Raw genomic sequence first — 19,916 nt, forward strand, 5'->3', positions numbered from 1 at the left:
CCGCAGCAACGAAGAATCGAGCACGTCGGCAGGCGGGCTGGTCTTCGGTGGTGGATCCCTCTGAATCCGAGCGCGGTTGCAGGGTGGTCGTCTACTGAACATCAGCTCCCGCGCACGCCGCACACCAGGTGCGTCCTCTCCGGGACTGTCGGCCGCGTGCTCTCGTGAGTAAGGAGAACCCTGTGGAGGGTCCTGAAATCAAGTTCGCCGAGGCCGTTCTCGATAACGGCAAGTTCGGCAAGCGCACCATCCGGTTCGAGACCGGCCGTCTTGCACAGCAGGCTCAGGGCGCCGTCGCGGCCTACCTCGACGAAGAGACGATGCTCCTCTCGGCCACCAGCGCATCGAAGCAGCCGAAGGATCACTTCGACTTCTTCCCGCTGACCATCGACGTCGAAGAGCGCTCGTACGCCGCGGGCAAGATCCCCGGCTCGTTCTTCCGTCGTGAGGGCCGTCCCTCGACCGAGGCGATCCTCGTCTGCCGTCTGATCGACCGCCCGCTGCGCCCCTCCTTCGTGAGCGGTCTGCGCAACGAGGTCCAGGTCGTCATCACCGTGCTCTCGATCGCACCGGGCGAGTTCTACGACGCTCTCGCGATCAACGCGGCTTCGGCATCGACCCAGATCTCGGGCCTGCCGTTCTCCGGTCCGATCGCCGGTGTGCGCCTCGCGCTCATCGGTGACCAGTGGGTCGCGTTCCCGAACGTGGAACAGCTCAAGGACGCTGTGTTCGACCTGGTCGTCGCCGGTCGTGTCGTCACCGACGCGCAGGGCAACGAAGACGTCGCGATCATGATGGTCGAGGCCGAAGCCACGGAGCAGAGCTGGGAGCTCATCCGCGGTGGCGCGACCAAGCCCAACGAGGCCGTCGTCGCCGAGGGCCTCGATGCGGCGAAGCCGTTCATCGCGCAGCTCGTCAAGGCTCAGTCGGAGCTCGCCGCGCAGTCGGCGAAGGAGATCGCTGACTACCCGGTCTTCCTGCCCTACACCGACGAGGTGCTCGCGGCGGTCGACGCCCTCGCTCGCACCGAGCTCGCACCGATCTACCAGATCGCCGACAAGCTCGAGCGTCAGGACGCCGATGACGCCCTCAAGGCTCGCGTCAAGGAGGCCATCGCGGCCAAGGTCGAGGCCGGGGAGCTCCCCGCATCGGCCAACGCCGAGGTTTCGGCCGCCTACAAGTCGGTTACCAAAGACATCGTGCGCAGCCGCGTGCTCACCGAGGGCGTCCGCATGGACGGCCGCGGCACGAGCGACATCCGCGCGCTCGACGCCGAGGTTCAGGTCATCCCGCGCGTGCACGGTTCGGCCATCTTCCAGCGCGGTGAGACCCAGATCCTGGGCGTCACCACGCTGAACATGCTCAAGATGGAGCAGCAGATCGATTCGCTGTCGCCGATCACGAGCAAGCGCTACCTGCACCACTACAACTTCCCGCCGTACTCGACCGGTGAGACCGGCCGCGTCGGCTCGCCGAAGCGTCGCGAGATCGGGCACGGCTTCCTCGCCGAGCGCGCGCTCGTGCCGGTGCTGCCGAGCCGCGAGGAGTTCCCGTACGCCATCCGCCAGGTCTCCGAGGCGCTGGGCTCGAACGGCTCGACCTCGATGGGCTCCGTCTGCGCTTCGACGCTGTCGCTGCTTAACGCCGGTGTGCCGCTGCGCGCACCCGTTGCCGGCATCGCCATGGGCCTGGTCTCCGACCAGGTCGACGGTGAGACCCGTTACGCTGCCCTCACCGACATCCTCGGTGCGGAAGACGCGCTCGGCGACATGGACTTCAAGGTCGCCGGTACCTCGGAGTTCATCACCGCGATCCAGCTCGACACCAAGCTCGACGGCCTCCCAGCCTCCGTGCTGAAGGGTGCGCTGACGCAGGCGCACGAGGCTCGCCTCACGATCCTGGGTGTGCTGAACCAGGCGATCGACGTCCCCGATGAGATGGCTCCGACCGCGCCTCGCGTGATCACGGTGAACATCCCCGTCGACAAGATCGGCGAGCTCATCGGCCCCAAGGGCAAGACGATCAACGGCATCCAGGATGAGACCGGTGCCGACATCTCGATCGACGACGACGGCACCGTCTACATCGGCGCCACCGATGGCCCCGCGGCCGAGGCTGCGCGCGCGCAGGTCAACGCGATCGCCAACCCGCAGAACCCCGAGGTCGGCGAGCAGTACCTCGGTACCGTCGTGAAGAACGCCGCCTTCGGCGCCTTCGTGTCGTTGCTCCCGGGCAAGGACGGCCTGCTGCATATCTCCGAGGTGCGCAAGCTCGCCGGTGGCAAGCGCATCGAGAGCGTGGACGACGTGCTCTCGGTCGGCCAGAAGATCCTCGTGAAGATCACGAAGGTCGACGATCGCGGCAAGCTGTCGCTCGAGCCCGTCATCGACGAGGCTCCTGCGGAGGCTGCAGCCGAGGCTGCGGAAGAAGCTCCGGCCGCCGAGTAATCTCGACGCCTGAACGACAGCGCCCGCCGATTCGTCTTGCACGGATCGACGGGCGCTGTCGCGTGTGTCGACCTGTTTCGTCATCTGAGCACACACCAATGCATTCGGGTGCATAATGGGTCACATTATGCAAGCGAATGTAGTGGTGGTCGTGCTCGCGGCGCTCGTCGTCGCGTCCCTCGGTCTCGGGTGGGTGCTGCACCTGACGCGCACGCGTGTGCGTATCCCCGCGGCAGCGGACTCGGAACGCCTGCGGCCTGAGGCGTTCACGGCTCCGGGAAGTCATGCGGCACGGTTCGGGGAGCGACTCACGCTCGTGCAATTCAGCACCGAGACGTGCGCGCGCTGCCCGGCGACGGCGCGCACGCTGAACCGCGCCGCCGACACGCACCCCGGCGTGGCGCACGTCGAGGTGGACGTCACCACACGCGATGACTTGATCTCGCGCTTCAATATCCTGCGTACTCCGACCGTGCTGATCCTCGATGGATCCGGCCGCCTGCGTACCCGTGTGTCGGGCCCGATCAGTGCAGCGCAGGCGACCCAACTGGTCGACCTCGCACTCGCCCCCGAACGCGACCCCCAGACCGAAGCGCGCCTGCTCGAACGGAGCTACCTGTGACGACCGCATCCGCAACTCCGGCCCTCGTGCGAGACCGCGTCGATCCTCGGGGTCCCCGCTTCGCCGCAGCCATTACCGCGACACTGCTCTTCATCGCGGTCGCACTGTCGCTGGCAACGGGTTCCGCCGTCGACCCGACCGAATTGGCTCAGCGCACTCCGTTTGCGCGGCTGCTCGAGCCGGGTGCGCTGCTGCTGCTCGCACTGTTTGTGCTCTTCGTGTGGGGAGCCGCGGCGGGCGTGCGTCGGCACCCGTTCGGGCTCCTCTTCGCCGTGGCGATCCGACCCCGCCTCGCGCCGCCCACCGAGCTCGAAGCCGCGGCGCCGCCGACCTTCGCGCAGGGGGTGGGCGCATTCGTCACGGGGGCCGGGTTGCTGCTGCACGTGCTCGGCGTGCCGTGGGCCCTGCCGATCGCGGCCGCAGCCGCATTCATCGCCGCATTCCTGAACGCGGCATTCGCGTTCTGCCTGGGCTGCGAACTCTACCTGCTGCTGCGGCGCGCGCGGGTGATCCGCTGAATCAGTCGGGCGACGCATGGTGCCGGATCGCCACGCCCGGCTGAGGCCCTAGGCTGAGGGGCATGCGTGCACCCATTCAGCTTCCCCTCGACCAGGCAGAACTCACCGCAGATTTGAGCGGGGGCCTCGTGCGGCGCACCGTGCACCCCAGCGGTCTGCGCGTGCTCACCGAGCGTATGCCCGGTGCACGCAGCGCGTCGATCGGGTTCTGGGTGGGCGTGGGGTCGCGTGATGAGCAGGCCGAGCGCGGGGATGCCCCGGGCAGCCTGGGGTCGACTCACTTCCTCGAGCACCTCCTGTTCAAGGGCACCCCTTCGCGCGACGCCTACACGATCGCGACGGAGTTTGACCGCATCGGCGCCGAGCACAATGCGCTGACGGCCAAGGAGTACACCTGCTACTACGCGAAGGTGCGAGACGCCGACCTTGACGTCGCCGTCACCATGCTCTCCGACATGGTCGCGAACTCGGTGATCGACGCTGACGAGTTCGAGACGGAGCGCGGGGTGATTCTCGAAGAGCTGGCGATGGCCGCCGACGACCTGGCTGACGTTGCGAACGAGCGCTTCTTCGAGGCCGTACTCGGTGCGCAGCACCCGCTCGGCCGACCGATCGGGGGGTGGCCGCATACGATTCAGGAGGCGCGTCGCGACGACGTCGATCGGCACTACCGCGACCGGTACGATCCGTCGACGCTCGTCGTCACCGCGGCCGGCGCGGTCGATCATGATGCGCTCGTGGCGCAGGTGGTCGCCGCCCTCGATACCTCAACGGAAGAGCGGTGGCACACCGACCGTGCGGGGGCGCCCGTGCGCCGCCTGCAGCGCGCGGATACCGACTTCGCCGAAGCGACGTCGCTCGACGCGGCGCAGGCCGCCGAACCACGTGTTCAGATCACTGAGCGACCCTCCGAGCAGCTCAACCTGCTCATCGGCACGCACGGCTTCAGCGCGAACGATCCGCGCCGCTTCGCGTTCGGCATCATGAACTCGGTGCTCGGCGGCGGCATGTCGAGTCGACTCTTCCAGGAGATTCGCGAGAAGCGCGGGCTGGCTTACACGGCCTACTCGTTCGGCGCGAGCTACTCCGACGCCGGGCTTTTCGCCATGTATGCCGGGTGCGCTCCGCAGAAAGCGGCAGAGGTGATCGAGCTGAGCCGCATCGAGCTGCGCGCCCTCGCGGATCGCGGCATCACCGCCGACGAACACGAGCGCGCGCTCGGCCAGATCGCCGGATCAACCGCGCTGGCGCTCGAAGATTCGGATACGCGCATGGGGCGACTCGCGCGTGCGGAACTCGGCAGCGGGGAGCTGTTCGATCTCGACGCGTCGCTGGAGCGCTTCGCCGCGGTCACGCTCGACGATATCCGCGACGTCGCGGCGCAGCTGGCCGCGCGCCCGCTCACGGTGGTCGCGGTGGGAGACGCATCGCGATCCACCATCACCGAGCACTCCTGAGCCCGGCCAGTCAGAGCGTGCACCCGGCGCCCGGTAGCCTGGACGCATGACGCATCGTGTAGCCGTTTCGGGTTCGACGGGCCGCCTGGGCCGCCTCGTGTGCGAGGTGATCGAGGAGCACCCCGATTTCGAGCTGGTCGCACGCCTGCGCAGCTCGTCGGCGCCAGAGGGAGGGGCTGACGCCGACATTCTCATCGACGTTAGCCGCCCCGACGTGTCTCCTGAGATCGTGTCGCGTGCGCTCGCGCGGGGGCAGCAGATCATCGTCGGCACCAGCGGCTGGTCGTCGGAGCGCCTGGTCGAGCTCGAAGCGCGGCTTACCGAGCAGCCGGATCGCGGCGTGATCGTCGTGCCGAACTTCTCGCTCGGTTCGGTGCTCGGCACGGCGCTCGCACGCATCGCCGCCCCGTACTTCGACGCGGTCGAGGTCATCGAAGCGCACCACCCCGGCAAGGTGGATTCGCCGAGCGGCACGGCAGTGCGCACCGCGGAGCTGATGGCCGAGGCCCGCGCAGGTCGACCGGTCGACGCGCCGTTCGCCGAGCAGCCGGCGCGCGGCGAACTCGTTGCGGGCATTCCCGTGCACAGTCTGCGGCTTGCCGGAGTCGTCGCCAAGCAAGAGGTGCGCTTCGGCGGGCCCGGCGAAGTGCTGACGGTGACCCACGACACCCACTCGAACGAGGCCTATCGCGCCGGCGTGCGAGCCGCACTTGAGGCGATCGTCGCGGCGCGCGGCCTCACCGTCGGGCTCGACGCCCTCCTCGGGCTCGGCGCCATCGGCGCGCGCTCGGGGGGCGCAGCGTGAGCGGCCGCACCCGCGCCATCATCGGCGTCACGATCATGAGCGCCGTGCTGGTGCTCTACTTCGTGTTCGTCGGCATTCGTGCGATCGCCCTGCTCGGTTCCGGAGAGATCGTCGCGATCGTGATGGGTGCGGCGATGCTCGTACTGCCGCTCATCGGCGCCTGGGCGTTGCTTCGCGAGATACGCTTCGGCAGCTCGGCGACGCGTCTGGCGGATCGTTTGGAAGCTGAGGGTGCGCTCCCCGAAGAACCGGTGGCCACCCATCCGTCCGGGAGACCGGATCGCGCGGACGCCGACGCGGCGTTCCCGCGCTACCGCGACGCCGTTGAAGCCGCGCCCGAGTCGTGGCGCGACTGGATGCGCCTCGGAATTGTCTACGACGCGTGCGGGGATCGGAAGCGCGCGAGGGGTGCGATTCGTCAAGCAATCGCGCTTGAACGACAGGATCTTCGGTGAGGTCCTCCACCGTTTCGTGAATCACTATCCACCTGCATAGACTCGATGCCCGGGCCACCACGTCCGGAGCATTCTGGAGCGCGCAATGATGCCCCGAAGTCTGGAAAGGTGACATGGCGAAGTACGATCTCAACGCACCGGAGCCCGCGACGCGGACGCTCGATTCCGTCAGCGGAATCAGCAAGAAGGGGCTCCCCTCCGGCACGGTCGGCGTGCTGGGTGCCCTCGTCATTGGCCTCTCGACGTGCGCCCCGGCATACACCCTCACGGCAGCGGTCGGGCCGGCGGCCAGCGAAGTCGGCTATCAGACCCCCGCGATCTTCCTGATGGGCTTCATTCCGATGCTGCTCGTCGCGCTCGGCTATCGCGCGCTGAACACGGCGATGCCCGACTCCGGCACCTCGTTCACCTGGGCGACTCGCGCGTTCGGCCCCTGGATCGGGTGGATGGCCGGGTGGGGCCTCATCGCCGCCACGGTGCTCGTGCTGTCGAACCTCGCCGGCATCGCCGTGGAGTTCCTGTTCCAGTCGCTCAGCATTCTGATGAACGATCACTCGATCGCGGAGCTCGCGACCAACAAATTCATCAACATCGCGGTGTGCCTCGGGTTCATGGCCCTCGCGACGTTCATCTCGTACCGGGGCATGACCTCGACCAAGATCTTCCAGTACGTCACGGTCGTCTTCCAGATGGCGGTCATGATCTGGTTCATCGTCGCGATGTTCGTCGGCTCGGGCGACCCCGCCAACGTTGAGGGCCGTACCCCTGAGCTCTCGTGGTTCAACCCGTTCGAAGTGTCGAGCTTCAGCGCCTTCGCCGCGGGCATCGCGGTCTCGATTTTCGTCTACTGGGGCTGGGACACCGTGCTCACGATGGGGGAGGAGACGAAGCCGTCGAAGGGTCGGCTCTCGACCGAGAGCAAAGCGGCGATGATTCTCATCGGTATTCTTCTCGTACTCTACGTCGGCACCGCGACGGCGACGGTCGCCTACGCGGGGCTCGGCGATGGGCCGACGGGCCTCGGCAACTCCGCGATCGTGGAGAACGTCTTCGCCGCCCTCGCGCATCCCGTGATGGGGCCGGCGGCGATCCTCCTGTCGCTCGCGATTCTCGTGAGCGCCATGGCCTCGATCAACTCCACCGCCATCTCTCCGGCGCGCACCCTGCTCGCGATGTCGCACTACCGCGCGCTGCCCGCAGCCATCAAGCGGGTGCACCCGAAGTACAAGTCGCCGCACATCGCGCTGCTGCTCTCGTCGATCGTCGCCTCCGTGTTCTATGCGGTGATGCGGTTCATCAGCGAGGACGTGCTGTGGGATACGATCACGGCGCTCGGCATGATGGTGTGCTTCTACTACGGCATTACGGCACTCGCGAGCCCCTGGTACTTCCGCAAGACGGCGGTGCGCGAGGGCGTCGGTTCGGTGATCTCGAAGCTCGTGCTCCCGGGTATCGGCGGCCTGCTGCTGCTGATCGTGTTCGTGAAGACCACCATCGACGCGATGGATCCGGAGGCCGGGTCGGGCAGCAGTATTGCTGGAGTGGGGCTCGTCGGCATCATCGGTGTCGCCGTGCTCGCCATCGGTGTCGTGCTCATGCTGCTGCAGGCGAAGGCTTCACCGGCGTTCTTCCGGGGCGGGGTGCTCGCGCGCGTCGATGCATCGAGCGACACCTCGGCCATGCCGGTGTTCGACGACGGCCTCGGCTCGTAGTTTCACGGGCTCCCGGTCGGCGGCGCACGATTCGTCGTGCGCCGCGCGGCATTCCAGGTGCATGTTCACCGGTCATGACATAGGATCAGATCTCTGACAGACGGGTGGGGCATGATCGCGGTGATTCACAGGATTCGTGCGCGCCAGAATGATCGCTCGATCGCGACGCTCGCGTTCCTTGCCGCGGGCATGCTCTTCGCGGGCGTGAACGCGACGCTGTTCCTGCCGCCGGGCGATCGGCGACCCGATCTCGTCGCGGTCGCGTTGGCCTGCCTGGTGCTCGCGGTCGCGGTCGCGATCGCGGGGGAGCGCTTCTCCGCGACGGCAGCGGGCATCCTCATGGTGGCCGCGTTCCTGGTGGTGGTTCCCTCGGTGCTGCTCGCCCCCGATCGCGTGCGCGCCCTGAACACGGCGCTCTTGTTCGGGCCGTTTTTTCTCTACCTCGTCTGGTTCTTCCCGATGTGGTTCGCGCGTCTGCTCGGCTACGCATGGATCGGGTTCGTAGACCTGTTCATCCTGCTGCGTCACGGTCTGGAGATGTCGTCGGTGCTGCTCACGCTCACGACGACGGGTCTGCTACTCGGGGAGCTCATCGGCCTGTTCAAGCGCCGTCTCGAACGCGCGTCGCTGACCGACCCGCTCTGCGACGTGTGGAATTCGCGCGGATTCGCGCGACTGCTCGAACGCGAGGTCGCGGGATCGCAGCGCAGCGGCCGACCGGTGACGCTCGTCTACCTCGATCTCGACGATTTCAAACTGATCAATGATCGGCGGGGGCATTCCGAGGGCGATCGCGTGCTGCGCGACTTCGCGACGCAGATGCAGGATCGCTGCCGCCCCGGCGACGTCTTCGCCCGCTTCGGCGGCGACGAGTTCGCACTGCTGCTCGTCGATGCCGACGCCGACATGGCGCAGACGATCGCGGAGCGTCTGCACCGTGAAATTCCGACCCCCGGCTGGTCGTATGGAATCGCCGAGTGGCTGCCCGGCGAAAGCGCGGACGCGTTCATTTCGCGCGCCGACCTCGGCATGCTCACCGCGAAGCGTGCGCGCAAAGCGAACGGCGGCGGCGGGGCCGAACATCGGGCCGAAGCCGAGCCCGAGCCGCGATAGACTCCTGCTCGTGAGTGCGAACGCGATCCTGACCCCCTACGAAGATCTGCTGCGAGAGGTGTACGAGCACGGCACGCAGAAGTCGGATCGTACCGGCACGGGCACGCGAAGCCTCTTCGGGCGGCAGATTCGATTCGATCTCGCGGAGTCGTTCCCGCTCATCACGACCAAGCGCGTGCATTTTAAGTCGCTCGCGGTCGAACTGCTCTGGTTTCTGCGGGGCGAGGGCAACACGCAGTATCTGACCGATCAGGGCGTCACCATCTGGGACGAGTGGGCCGACGAGAACGGCGACCTCGGCCCGGTCTACGGCGTGCAGTGGCGCTCTTGGCCGACACCCGACGGCGGTCACATCGATCAGATCGCGAAGGTCGTCGAGCAGTTGCGCGACACCCCCGACTCGCGTCGCATCATCGTGTCGGCCTGGAATGTCGCGGAGCTCGACGAGATGGCGCTCGCGCCGTGCCACGCGTTCTTCCAGTTCTACGTGGCCGACGGCAAGCTCTCGTGCCAGCTCTACCAGCGGTCGGCAGACATGTTCCTCGGCGTGCCCTTCAACATCGCCTCATACGCGCTGCTGACGCTCATGCTCGCGCAGCAGGTCGGGCTGGAGCCCGGTGAGTTCGTGTGGACGGGCGGCGACTGCCACATCTACGACAACCACGTCGAGCAGGTGGAGCGGCAGCTGTCGCGAGATGCGTTCCCGTACCCGAAGATCGAGATCCGCAAAGCCGAATCGATCTTCGACTACACGCTCGAAGACTTCGAGGTCGTCGGCTACGAGCACCACCCCGGCATCAAGGCGCCGGTCGCGGTCTGACCGTGCGCATCGGAATGATCTGGGCGGAGGCCCGCGACAGAGCGATCGGCCGCGATGGCGACATGCCCTGGCGTCTGCCCGAAGACGCCGCCTTCTTCAAAGAGCAGACCCTCGGTGCGCCCGTCATCATGGGTCGCAGCACCTGGGAATCGCTGCCGGAGCGATTCCGGCCGCTGCCGGGCCGCGCGAATCTCGTGGTCACGCGCAACCCCGCGTTCGATGCACCGGGCGGGCGAGTGGTGGGCTCGCTCGATGCTGCCATCGCTGCGCTCGCGGGTGAGACCGAACCCGCGGATCGCGTGTGGGTCATGGGTGGCGGGCAGCTCTATCGAGCAGCCATGCCGATCGCAGATGAACTTGTGGTGACGAAAATCGACCTCGACGTGCCCGACGCCGACACCTTCGCTCCCGAGATCGGCCCGGAGTGGCAACTCGTCGACCCCGGCACCCCGCAAATCTCGCGCACCGGGCTCGCATACCGCTTCGAACGCTGGAGTCGCGCGCGTTCCGTGTGAAATCGTCCGGTAGCCTAGTCTCGTGGCACACCCAGAGAATCCGTTCGGTCAGGTCCTTGTCGCTCTCATCACGCCGTTCCAGGCTGATGGCGAAGTCGATTGGGCCGCGACCGAGAAGCACATCGACGACTGCATCTCGAACGGTGCGGACGGCATCGTGGTCACCGGCACGACCGGCGAGACCAGCACGCTGACCGACCCCGAGAAGCTCAAGCTCGTCGAGGTCGCGAAGTCGGTGTCAGGTGGGCGCGCCAAGATCATCACGGGCGGCGGGTCGAACGAGACCGCGCACGCGATCGAGCTGTACCGCGCCAGCGAGAAGGCCGGCGCTGACGGCGTCATGATCGTCACGCCGTATTACAACAAGCCGACCCAGGCGGGGCTGCTGACGCACTTCCGCATGGTCGCCGACGCGACCGACCTGCCGGTCATCCTGTACGACATTCCCGGCCGCACCGGTGTGCCGATCAAGTACGAGACGATCCTGCGGCTCGCGAAGCACCCCAACATCCTCGCCGTGAAAGACGCCAAGGGCGACTTCAGTGAGGTCAGTCGGGTGCTGAACCAGACCGATCTCATGTACTTCTCCGGCGATGACGCGAACGTGCTGCCGCACCTCTCGATTGGCGCCACCGGACTCATCGGCGTGACAGCCAACATCGCCGCAGCACCGTACCGCACCATCATCGATGCGGTGAACGCCGGTGACCTGCACACGGCGCGCGAAGTGCATCAGCGACTCGAACCGCTGGTGCGCGCGGTCATGACCCACGTGCCGGGTACCGTCGCCGCCAAGTACATCCTCCACGGCCTCGGCCGTATCGGCAGCCCGCGCGTGCGGCTGCCCCTCGTCGGCCCGGAAGAGTGGGAGGCGGCGCTCATCGAAGACGAGCTCGCCCTCATCAAGGACTTCCCGGGTGTCGACCTCTCGAACTTCAGGCCGGACCGCAACGCGGCTGCCGGCGGTGCCCTGCCCCAGATCGCAGGCACCACCCGCTAATAAACAGGAGGCCCAGTGCCCAACCCCGTAATGACCCCGCCCAAGCTCGAGGCGGGAACCCTGCGCATCACTCCGCTCGGCGGTCTCGGTGAAGTCGGTCGCAATATGACCGTCTACGAGATCAACGGCAAGCTGCTCGTCGTCGACTGCGGTGTGCTCTTCCCCGAGGAGCACCAGCCCGGCGTGGACTTGATCCTGCCCGATATCTCGAAGATCGAGCACCGACTCGGCGACATCGTCGCGGTCGTGCTCACCCACGGTCACGAAGACCACATCGGCGCAGTGCCGTACCTGCTCAAGCGACGCGAGAACATCCCGCTGATCGGTTCGAAGCTGACGCTCGCCTTCGTCGAGGCGAAGCTCAAGGAGCACCGTATTCGCCCGGAGACCCGCGTGGTCGCCGAGGGCGATCGCATCACCACCGGTCCGTTCGATCTCGAATTTATCGCGGTGAATCACTCCATCCCGGATGCGCTCGCGGTCGCGATTCGCACCGAGGCCGGCCTGGTCATCGGCACCGGCGACTTCAAGATGGATCAGCTGCCGCTCGACGGCCGCATCACCGACCTCCGCGCCTTCGCCCGCCTGGGCGAAGAAGGCGTCGACCTCTTCATGACCGACTCGACCAACGCGGAGGTTCCGGGCTTCACCGCACTGGAGAAGGACATCGGGCCGGTGCTCGAGCGCGTGATCGAAAAGGCACCGGGCAAGGTCGTGGTCGCGAGCTTCTCGAGCCACGTGCACCGCGTGCAGCAGGTGCTCGACGCCGCGCAGAAGAACGGTCGCCGCGTCGTGCTGCTCGGCCGCTCCATGGTGCGCAACATGAAGATCGCGTCTGACCTCGGCTACCTCACCGTGCCCGAGGGCGTGCTGGTCGACCTGAAGAAGAGCGGCGACATCCCCGACGATCGCATCGTCTACATGTCGACCGGTTCGCAGGGCGAGCCGATGGCCGTGCTCTCGCGCATGGTCAACCAGGAGCACCAGGTCGAGATCGGCCCCCGTGACACCGTGATCCTGGCCTCGAGCCTGATCCCGGGCAACGAGAACTCGGTCTACCGCATCATCAACGGACTCATGAAGCTCGGTGCGAACGTCGTGCACAAGGGCAACGCCAAGGTGCACGTCTCGGGGCACGCCTCCGCGGGCGAGCTCATGTACTGCTACAACATCGTGCGCCCGAAGAATGTCATGCCGATCCACGGCGAGTACCGTCACCTCATCGCGAACGCTCGCGTCGCGATCGAGACCGGTGTGCCCCAGAACCGCACCGTCATCGCCGAGAACGGCACCGTCGTTGACCTGGTCGACGGCGTCGCACGCACCGTGGGGCAGCTCGAGATCGACTTCATCTACGTCGACGGCAAGAGCGTGGGGCGCGTCACCGACGACGACCTGCGCGATCGCCGCACGCTCGCCGAAGAGGGCTTCATCTCCGTCATCACGGTGGTGGAGACGAGCCTCGGTCAGATCGTCTCGGGCCCCGAGGTGCACGCCAAGGGGGTCGCCGAAGACGACCGGGTCTTCGACAAGATCAAGCCGCAGATCGCCGATGCGCTCGAGCAGGCGATGAAGGAGGGCGTCACCGATCAGCACGCGCTGCAGCAGATCACGCGCCGCACCGTCGGACGCTGGGTCGGCACGAAGCTGCGCCGCAAGTCGATGATCGTTCCCGTCGTGGTGGTGGTGTAGCGCCGTGGCTCATGCTTCGGCGGGTGCGCATGCGCGCCTGGCCACCGCCGCCGAGCGCGCCGACTGGGATGCGCTCATCGCAGCGAACCCGGGCGGCGGCGAGGTCTGGCAGGGGGCCGAATACCTCGCCGTTAAGCGTACGCAGAACCGGTACCAGGATCTCGCGGTGGTTGTCGAGCGGCCCGGTCGCCCATCGCTGGCCGTCGGCGTGCTCGCGAAGCGGGTGCCGCTGCTCGGTTCATGGTGGCACGTGCCGGCCGGGCCCTCTGCTGAGGGCACGGCCGAGGTGCTTGAGGCGGCCGGCGCGATCGGAGAGCTGGCGCGCTCACGCGGCGCGTTCCTGGCGAAGATCGAGCCCCGGCTTGGTCTGGCCGCGGTGCCTGAGATCCAAGGTGCCGGGTACGCGAGCACCGTGCGCATCATCCCGAACCCGTCGACCATCTTGGTCGATGTCTCCGGAACCGAAGACGACGTCTTCGCGCGTCTCGGTAAGAAGGCTCGCAACGCCATCAACCGGGCCCGCCGCGACGGCATCGTCGTGACCCGGGTCGACGCGACCCCCGAACACGCGGCCCAGCTCTATCGGCTGCTGCAGGAGACCGCTGAAGGCCGCTTCGTGCTGCGCTCCGAGCAGTACTACCGGGAGTTCTGGCGAGAGTTCTCAGCGGCGGGGCAGGGCCAGATGTTCCTCGCGCATCGCGACGGCGCGCTCGTCGCCGGCGCGTATGCGATGGGGCTCGGCGCGAAGACGACCTACAAAGACGGCGCCTCCGTGCGCGCGAAAACGGCATACGGCGCCTCGCACGCGCTGCAGTGGGAGGTGCTGCGCTGGGCCAACGAGCGCGGTGCCGTCGTGCACGACCTGTGCGGAGCACCGCCCGCCGACCGCGCCGACGACCGGGAGCACCCGCTGTTCGGCGTAGGGCAGTTCAAGCGCTCGTTCGCGCCTGAGATCACCGACTACGCGGGGGCGTTCGACCTGCCGCTCAGGTCGTTGCCGTATCGTGCATGGGTCACGCTCGGCGACCGTCTCGCACGGCGCGCCTCGCTCGCCCTCCGGAAGGATCCGTACTACTAATGGCCGCTGGTCTCATCCGCGCGAGCGCGATCATGGCGTCGGGCACGATGGTGTCGCGCGTGCTCGGGCTCGTGAAGGCGGTGCTGCTCGCGTACGCGATCGGAAACGTCGGCTCACTCTCGGCCGATGCGTTCGCGAACGGCAACTTGCTGCCGAACACGATCTACATGATTCTGCTCGGTGGCGTGCTGAACGCCGTGCTCGTGCCGCAGATCGTGAAGGCCGCGCACGGAGCTGATGGCGGCGCCGGCTACATCAACAAGATCCTCACGCTGGCGACCACGGCGCTCGTCGGCATCACGATCATCGCCATGCTGGCGGCGCCGTGGCTCATGCACGTGCTGGTATCCGGCTGGAGCGAACAGCAGATCGCCCTGGCGACGGGTTTCGCCTACTGGTGCATTCCGCAGGTCATCTTCTACGGCATCTACACGGTCATGGGGGAGGTGCTCAACGCGCGCAGCATCTTCGGCCCCTTCACCTGGGCGCCCGTGCTCAACAACCTGATCGCCATCGCCGGCATCATCGCGTTCATCGTGATGTTCGGCTCGGACCCGAAGGGCGAACTTGCGGTGACGAGCTGGTCGCCGGTCATGATCGGCCTGCTCGGAGGCTCGGCGACCCTCGGTATCATCGCGCAGGCGCTCGTGCTCTTCGCGTCCTGGCGCAAAGCCGGCATCCGGTACCGCCCTGACTTCTCCTGGCGCGGCGTCGGGCTCGGGCACACGGCGCGCATCGCCACCTGGACGCTCGCCATGGTCGGCGTGATGCAGATCGGCGGTGTGCTCACGAACCGCATCGTGTCGATCGGCTCGGGTGACGGGCCGTCGTCGAGCGCGATGCAACTGGTGTGGCTGATCTTCATGATGCCGCACTCGGTGATCGCGGTGTCGCTCGCGACCGCCTACTTCACGCGGCTCGCGGAGTGGGGGCAGTCGACGCGCATGGCAGAGTTCCGGGAGGATCTCTCGGCCTCCCTGCGCCAGGTGTCGCTGGTGATGATGCTCGCGTCGATCGCGATCATCGCGGCGGCGCCGTTCATCAGCCGCATCATCAACGTCGGCGCGAAAGAAGTGCAGGTCGATCAGTTCAGTGAACCGCTGATCGCCTACGCCGTCAGTCTTGCCGCCTACAGCTTCCTGTTCGTCGTGCAGCGCGCCTTTTACGCACTCTCAGACACCCGCACGCCGTTCGTGTTCACCACCATTCAGATGGCGATCGTGCTCGTGCTCTCGTTCGGCATGACGTTCGTGGTCGAGCCGCGCTACATCGGGCTCGGCTTCGCGGCGATCTGGTCGTTCGCCACGATCGTCGAGACGGTACTCGCCGTCTGGCTGCTGCGCCGCCGCATCCATGCCCTGGACGGGCTCCGCATTCTGCGCAGCATCGTGAAGTTCGTGCTCGCGAGCATTCCGGCGCTCGGCTTGGGCCTGCTCGTGACCTGGCTGCTGCGCGTGCAGTTCGGGCAGGTCAACGCCGTGGTCGCCGTCGTGCTGGCACTCGTGGTCACCGTTGTCGTCACCATCATCTATCTCGGGGTGCTGCGCCTTTTGCGCTCGCCCGATCTCGCGGAGCTGACCGGATTCATCAGCCGCAAACTCGGAAGGACCCGATCGTGACCACCCTGAACGTCGCCCCCTGCACCGACCGGGCGCTCTGGGACGCCACCGTTCGCTCTCTGGGCGGCCATCCGCTGCAGCTCTGGGGCTGGGGCGAACTCAAGTCGGCGCACCGCTGGAGCGCGGAGCGCGTGCTCGTGCGATCCGGCGATGCGAGCGATGCGCCAATCGTCGGCGCCGCGCAGCTGCTCACCCGGGCGCTGCCCGGGCCGCTCGGCGGCTTCGTGTACGCACCTCGGGGCCCGGTGGTGGCTCGCGAGCCCGGTGCCGAAGACACCCCGGCGACCGTTCCCGGGAGCGCCGCGATCTCGGACGCCATCGCCGCGTACGTGCATCGCACGCGCCGCGCAGTCGCGCTGTCGATCGAGCCCGATGAAGATGCGGGAGCGTTTCCGCTCTCGCACACGTGGCGCACGGCCGAGACGTCGGTGCTGCCGGCGCGGACGCTGATCCTTGATCTCCGCAAATCAGCAGATGACCTGCTCGCTGACATGTCGAAGAAGCACCGTCAGTACGTGCGCAAGGCAGGCCGCGAAGAATCGCTCGAGATTCGCCCCGTGGAGTCAATCGCTCAGCTCGATGTGTGCCTCGAGGTCTACCGGCAGACGAGTGAGCGAGCCGATTTCGGCCTGCATGAGGATTCGTACTACCACGACGCCTTCACCATGCTCGGCGACGATTCGCCCGTGTGGGCGGCGTATGTCGACGACCGTCCCGTGGCCTTCCTGTTCATGGCAAAGTCCGACCGCACCGCGTTCGAGCTTTACGGCGGCATGGACGAGACCGGGCAGCGCCTACGTGCGAACTACGCGCTGAAGTGGCACGTGATTCGACACATGAAGTCGATCGGCATCGAGCGGTACGACTTCGGTGGGCTCATCAATGACGGTGTGACGACGTTCAAGAAGGGGTGGGCCTCGCACGAGAACCTTCTCGCCGGCACCTGGGATCGCCCGGGCCCCGGGTATGCGCTCTGGACGAAGGGCCTACCGCTCGCGAAGCGTGCGATACGCGCGCTGCGCCGACGCTGATTCGGCTGCCAGCACGCCGCTGCGCGGTCTGCAATGACGTCGCGGAGTGCGGCGATTCCGGGGGAGCCCGGAGCGTCAACTCGCCAATGTCGGCGGTCGAACGTACCCTCTAAGCATGGCCAGTAAAGCTTCGTCGCGCCAGCAATCGGGCAAGACCGCGGCACGGGGTACCCGTTCTACGGCAACCCGGGCGACCGCAAAAACGAAGGTGCTCGCCGAGCCGGTGCACACGGACGGGGTGCTCGTGCGCGCCTGGAACGGTCTCGCGCACGCCGTTGGCGCTGCCGCCCGAGCGTTCCGCGTCGAGCCGCTGGCTCCTGAAGATCGCCGCGATGGTGTGCCACTGCTGCTGGTGTTGCTGGCCGTCGTCGGTGCCGTCATTGAGTGGTTCTTCATCGGTCAGCCGTTCGCCGTTGCAATGGATGCATGGTCGTTCGGCGGCCTCTTCGGTCGTGTGGCCTTCGGGTTGCCCATCGTCATGGTCGGCTTCGCACTCTGGCTCTTCAACCATCCGTCGAGCGTGCACGACAACCGGCGCATCGCGACCGGTCTGACGCTTGCGGTGCTGTCGGTCGCCGGCCTCTGCCACCTGTACGGGGGGCGCCCGAATCCCTGGGAGCACCCGCAGGAGCTCAGTGCGGCCGGTGGAGTATTCGGATGGCTCGTCGGTGGCGCACTCGGCTATCTCACGTTGTGGGTGGCAGTGCCGGTACTCTCGATCATCATTCTGATGTCGGTGCTCATCATCACGAAGACGCCGCCATCGCGCATTCTTCAGCGCCTGCGCGAGGCCTACGCATTCTTGTTCGGAGTAAGCCCCGCGGAGCCGGGTGACGCTCAAGCCAGTGAATCCCCGCGCCGTGGTCGCGGAGCGGAGAAAGACGAGCCCCAAGCACTCTTCGATCTCGAGTCCGAAGACGGTGACGGCGGATCGATTCCGTGGTGGCGGCGCACGGCGTCGGGTCGCGAGGAAGACCCCGAGTACGCGGGCGATCGCAACGGCTTGGACGCCGTGCTCGGAGGCCACGAGCCCGAGCCCGATCGCGGGGGCGCGTTCGAGAAGGCCCTCGAGCCCGAGACCGTCACCGACGTGTTCCCGTCCGATTTGTTCGATGATCTGGACCAGGCCGAGGCGGCGGTGCAGGCGGCGACGCCCGCGCCCGCATCGGGTCTGGGAGATGACTCCTGGGATTCCTTCGGCGAACCCGCCCAGACAGCCGTCGTCCCGGTCGAGTCGACTGACGCATCAGCCGTCGCTGAAGCTTCCCCCTTTGTCGTCGCACCCCCGCACGATCCGGCCAGCCAGGCTGCTTACCGGCTTCCCGATCAATTCGCGCTTGCGACCGGCGACGCGCCGAAGACGCACACCGAAGCCAACGACCAGATCATGGCCGCGCTGGCGCGCGTCTTCGAGGAATTCAAGGTCGACGCTCGTGTGACCGGGTTCTCTCGCGGCCCGACCGTGACCCAGTACGAGGTCGAACTCGGCCCGGGCGTCAAGGTCGAGAAAGTCACCGCGCTCTCGAAGAACCTCTCATATGCTGTGGCGTCGAACGAGGTCCGTATTCTGTCTCCGATCCCGGGCAAGAGTGCCATCGGTATCGAGATCCCGAACCAGGATCGCGAGAACGTTGCGCTCGGCGATGTGCTCCGTTCGAACAAGGCGCAGCGCAGCACGCATCCGATGACCATCGGTGTGGGCAAAGACGTCAAGGGCGGGTTCGTCGTGGCGAATCTCGCGAAGATGCCGCACCTGCTCGTCGCCGGTGCGACCGGTTCGGGCAAGTCGAGCTTTATCAACTCGATGATCACGAGTTTGCTGATGCGCTCCACGCCGGCCGAAGTACGCATGGTGCTGGTCGACCCCAAGCGCGTCGAGCTCACCGTCTATCAGGGCGTGCCGCATTTGATCACCCCCATCATCACGAATCCCAAGAAGGCGGCCGAAGCGCTGCAGTGGGTCGTGAAAGAGATGGACATGCGATACGACGACCTCGCGAGTTTCGGCTTCCGCCACATCGACGATTTCAACGAAGCCGTGCGCTCAGGCGGCATCGTGCTCCCCGAGGGCAGCCAGCGTGTGCTGAAGCCCTACCCGTACCTGCTCGTCGTTGTCGACGAGCTCGCCGACCTCATGCTCATCGCGCCTCGCGATGTGGAGGACTCGATTCAGCGCATCACTCAGCTCGCTCGCGCGGCGGGTATTCACCTCGTGCTCGCGACCCAGCGCCCCTCGGTGAACGTGGTGACGGGCGTCATCAAGTCGAACGTGCCGAGCCGATACGCCTTCGCCGTGGCATCGGGAACGGACTCCCGCGTCATCCTGGACGAGGTCGGCGCTGAGCGCTTGATCGGTCAGGGCGACGGGCTCCTGCTGCTCAACGGAGAATCGACTCCGATGCGAGTGCAGGGCGCCTGGGTCGGTGAGGCCGAAATTGCTCAGGTCGTGGCGCACGTCAAAGCGCAGGCGCAACCCGAGTACCGGGCCGACGTGCAGCAGGTCGTCGAGAAGAAGGACATCGATGAGGACATAGGCGACGATCTCGAGGTGCTGCTCGCGGCGATAGAGCTCGTGGTCACCTCGCAGTTCGGCTCCACCTCGATGCTGCAGCGCAAGCTTCGCGTCGGGTTCGCCAAAGCGGGTCGGCTCATGGACCTGATGGAGTCCCGCGACATCGTCGGCCCGTCGGAAGGTTCGAAGGCCCGTGATGTACTCGTCAGTCCGGAACAGCTTCCTGAGGTCATCGCACGCATCAAGGGCGGAGGCTCGCCAGCAGTGCCGACATTCGCCACACCACCCAGCGCCCCCGTTGCGGCCGCTTCCGCTTCGGCAGTGGTCGACCCGACTCTGACGACTCCCCTCGAAGCTGCGACTGATGTCATCGAACCGCTGGGCACCGAACAGGGCTACGGCGACGCGAGGTACGACGACCCCGTCGCGCAGTATCAGGCATCGCTCGAAGAAGTGGATGGCGATACCGATGAAGACGCCTGGCAGTTGACCGGACGCGATTGACGATGCGCCGGACAGC

16 protein-coding genes are annotated in these 19,916 nt (G+C 66.8%); all 16 read left to right on the forward strand.

Annotated elements, in window-relative coordinates; translation table 11 throughout:
• The first annotated feature begins 182 nt into the window (after positions 1 to 182).
• The 16 genes from AMS67_RS14710 to AMS67_RS14785 all read left to right on the forward strand — a co-directional run bounded on the left by AMS67_RS14710 (position 183) and on the right by AMS67_RS14785 (position 19,900).
• Positions 183 to 2,447, forward strand: a complete 2,265-nt coding sequence (locus AMS67_RS14710) for a polyribonucleotide nucleotidyltransferase (RefSeq protein WP_053388044.1) — start codon at positions 183 to 185, stop codon at positions 2,445 to 2,447.
• A gap of 127 nt (positions 2,448 to 2,574) precedes the next feature.
• Positions 2,575 to 3,069, forward strand: coding sequence for a thioredoxin family protein (locus AMS67_RS14715; RefSeq protein WP_075201466.1), 495 nt, complete (start codon positions 2,575 to 2,577; stop codon positions 3,067 to 3,069).
• Positions 3,066 to 3,587 (forward strand): DUF4395 domain-containing protein, encoded by a 522-nt coding sequence (locus tag AMS67_RS14720; protein WP_053388046.1) that lies wholly within the window; start codon positions 3,066 to 3,068, stop codon positions 3,585 to 3,587. The genes AMS67_RS14715 and AMS67_RS14720 overlap by 4 nt, the downstream gene beginning before the upstream one ends.
• 62 nt (positions 3,588 to 3,649) lie before the next feature.
• Positions 3,650 to 5,044 carry a M16 family metallopeptidase gene (locus tag AMS67_RS14725; protein ID WP_053388047.1) on the forward strand — a complete coding sequence of 465 codons (1,395 nt, stop codon included), beginning with the start codon at positions 3,650 to 3,652 and terminating at the stop codon, positions 5,042 to 5,044.
• A gap of 46 nt (positions 5,045 to 5,090) precedes the next feature.
• Positions 5,091 to 5,849, forward strand: coding sequence for a 4-hydroxy-tetrahydrodipicolinate reductase (gene dapB / locus AMS67_RS14730; protein WP_053388048.1), 759 nt, complete (start codon positions 5,091 to 5,093; stop codon positions 5,847 to 5,849).
• On the forward strand, positions 5,846 to 6,304 hold the full coding sequence (locus AMS67_RS14735; protein ID WP_241488103.1) for a hypothetical protein: 459 nt from the start codon (positions 5,846 to 5,848) through the stop codon (positions 6,302 to 6,304). Before dapB ends, AMS67_RS14735 begins: the two co-directional genes overlap by 4 nt.
• Positions 6,305 to 6,417: 113 nt before the next feature.
• A complete protein-coding gene (locus AMS67_RS14740) occupies positions 6,418 to 8,016 on the forward strand; it encodes an APC family permease (RefSeq protein WP_053353442.1) in 1,599 nt (532 codons plus the stop codon).
• 120 nt (positions 8,017 to 8,136) lie between these two features.
• Positions 8,137 to 9,129: a GGDEF domain-containing protein gene (locus tag AMS67_RS17765; RefSeq protein ID WP_162230864.1), complete on the forward strand. Its 993-nt coding sequence runs from the start codon at positions 8,137 to 8,139 to the stop codon at positions 9,127 to 9,129.
• Positions 9,130 to 9,139: 10 nt separating this feature from the next.
• Entirely contained in the window at positions 9,140 to 9,949 is an 810-nt protein-coding gene (locus AMS67_RS14750; protein WP_053388325.1) for a thymidylate synthase, read from the forward strand.
• Positions 9,950 to 9,963: 14 nt separating this feature from the next.
• Positions 9,964 to 10,464, forward strand: a complete 501-nt coding sequence (locus AMS67_RS14755; protein WP_082305579.1) for a dihydrofolate reductase — start codon at positions 9,964 to 9,966, stop codon at positions 10,462 to 10,464.
• Positions 10,465 to 10,486: 22 nt separating this feature from the next.
• Positions 10,487 to 11,464, forward strand: coding sequence for a 4-hydroxy-tetrahydrodipicolinate synthase (gene dapA / locus AMS67_RS14760; protein ID WP_053353629.1), 978 nt, complete (start codon positions 10,487 to 10,489; stop codon positions 11,462 to 11,464).
• Between the two features lie 15 nt (positions 11,465 to 11,479).
• Complete coding sequence (locus tag AMS67_RS14765) at positions 11,480 to 13,156, forward strand: ribonuclease J (RefSeq protein ID WP_053353438.1); 1,677 nt, start codon at positions 11,480 to 11,482, stop codon at positions 13,154 to 13,156.
• A 4-nt stretch (positions 13,157 to 13,160) separates the two neighbouring features.
• The gene (locus tag AMS67_RS14770) at positions 13,161 to 14,234 is read left to right on the forward strand and encodes a lipid II:glycine glycyltransferase FemX (protein ID WP_053388051.1); all 1,074 of its coding nucleotides are present in this window, start codon (positions 13,161 to 13,163) and stop codon (positions 14,232 to 14,234) included.
• Entirely contained in the window at positions 14,234 to 15,853 is a 1,620-nt protein-coding gene (murJ, locus tag AMS67_RS14775; protein WP_053388052.1) for a murein biosynthesis integral membrane protein MurJ, read from the forward strand. Before AMS67_RS14770 ends, murJ begins: the two co-directional genes overlap by 1 nt.
• Complete coding sequence (locus AMS67_RS14780) at positions 15,850 to 16,884, forward strand: lipid II:glycine glycyltransferase FemX (RefSeq protein WP_053388053.1); 1,035 nt, start codon at positions 15,850 to 15,852, stop codon at positions 16,882 to 16,884. Before murJ ends, AMS67_RS14780 begins: the two co-directional genes overlap by 4 nt.
• A 115-nt stretch (positions 16,885 to 16,999) precedes the next feature.
• A complete protein-coding gene (locus AMS67_RS14785) occupies positions 17,000 to 19,900 on the forward strand; it encodes an FtsK/SpoIIIE family DNA translocase (RefSeq protein ID WP_053388054.1) in 2,901 nt (966 codons plus the stop codon).
• Positions 19,901 to 19,916: the final 16 nt, after the last annotated feature.

Source organism: Leucobacter japonicus, from assembly GCF_001273855.1.
Lineage (GTDB): Bacteria > Actinomycetota > Actinomycetes > Actinomycetales > Microbacteriaceae > Leucobacter > Leucobacter japonicus.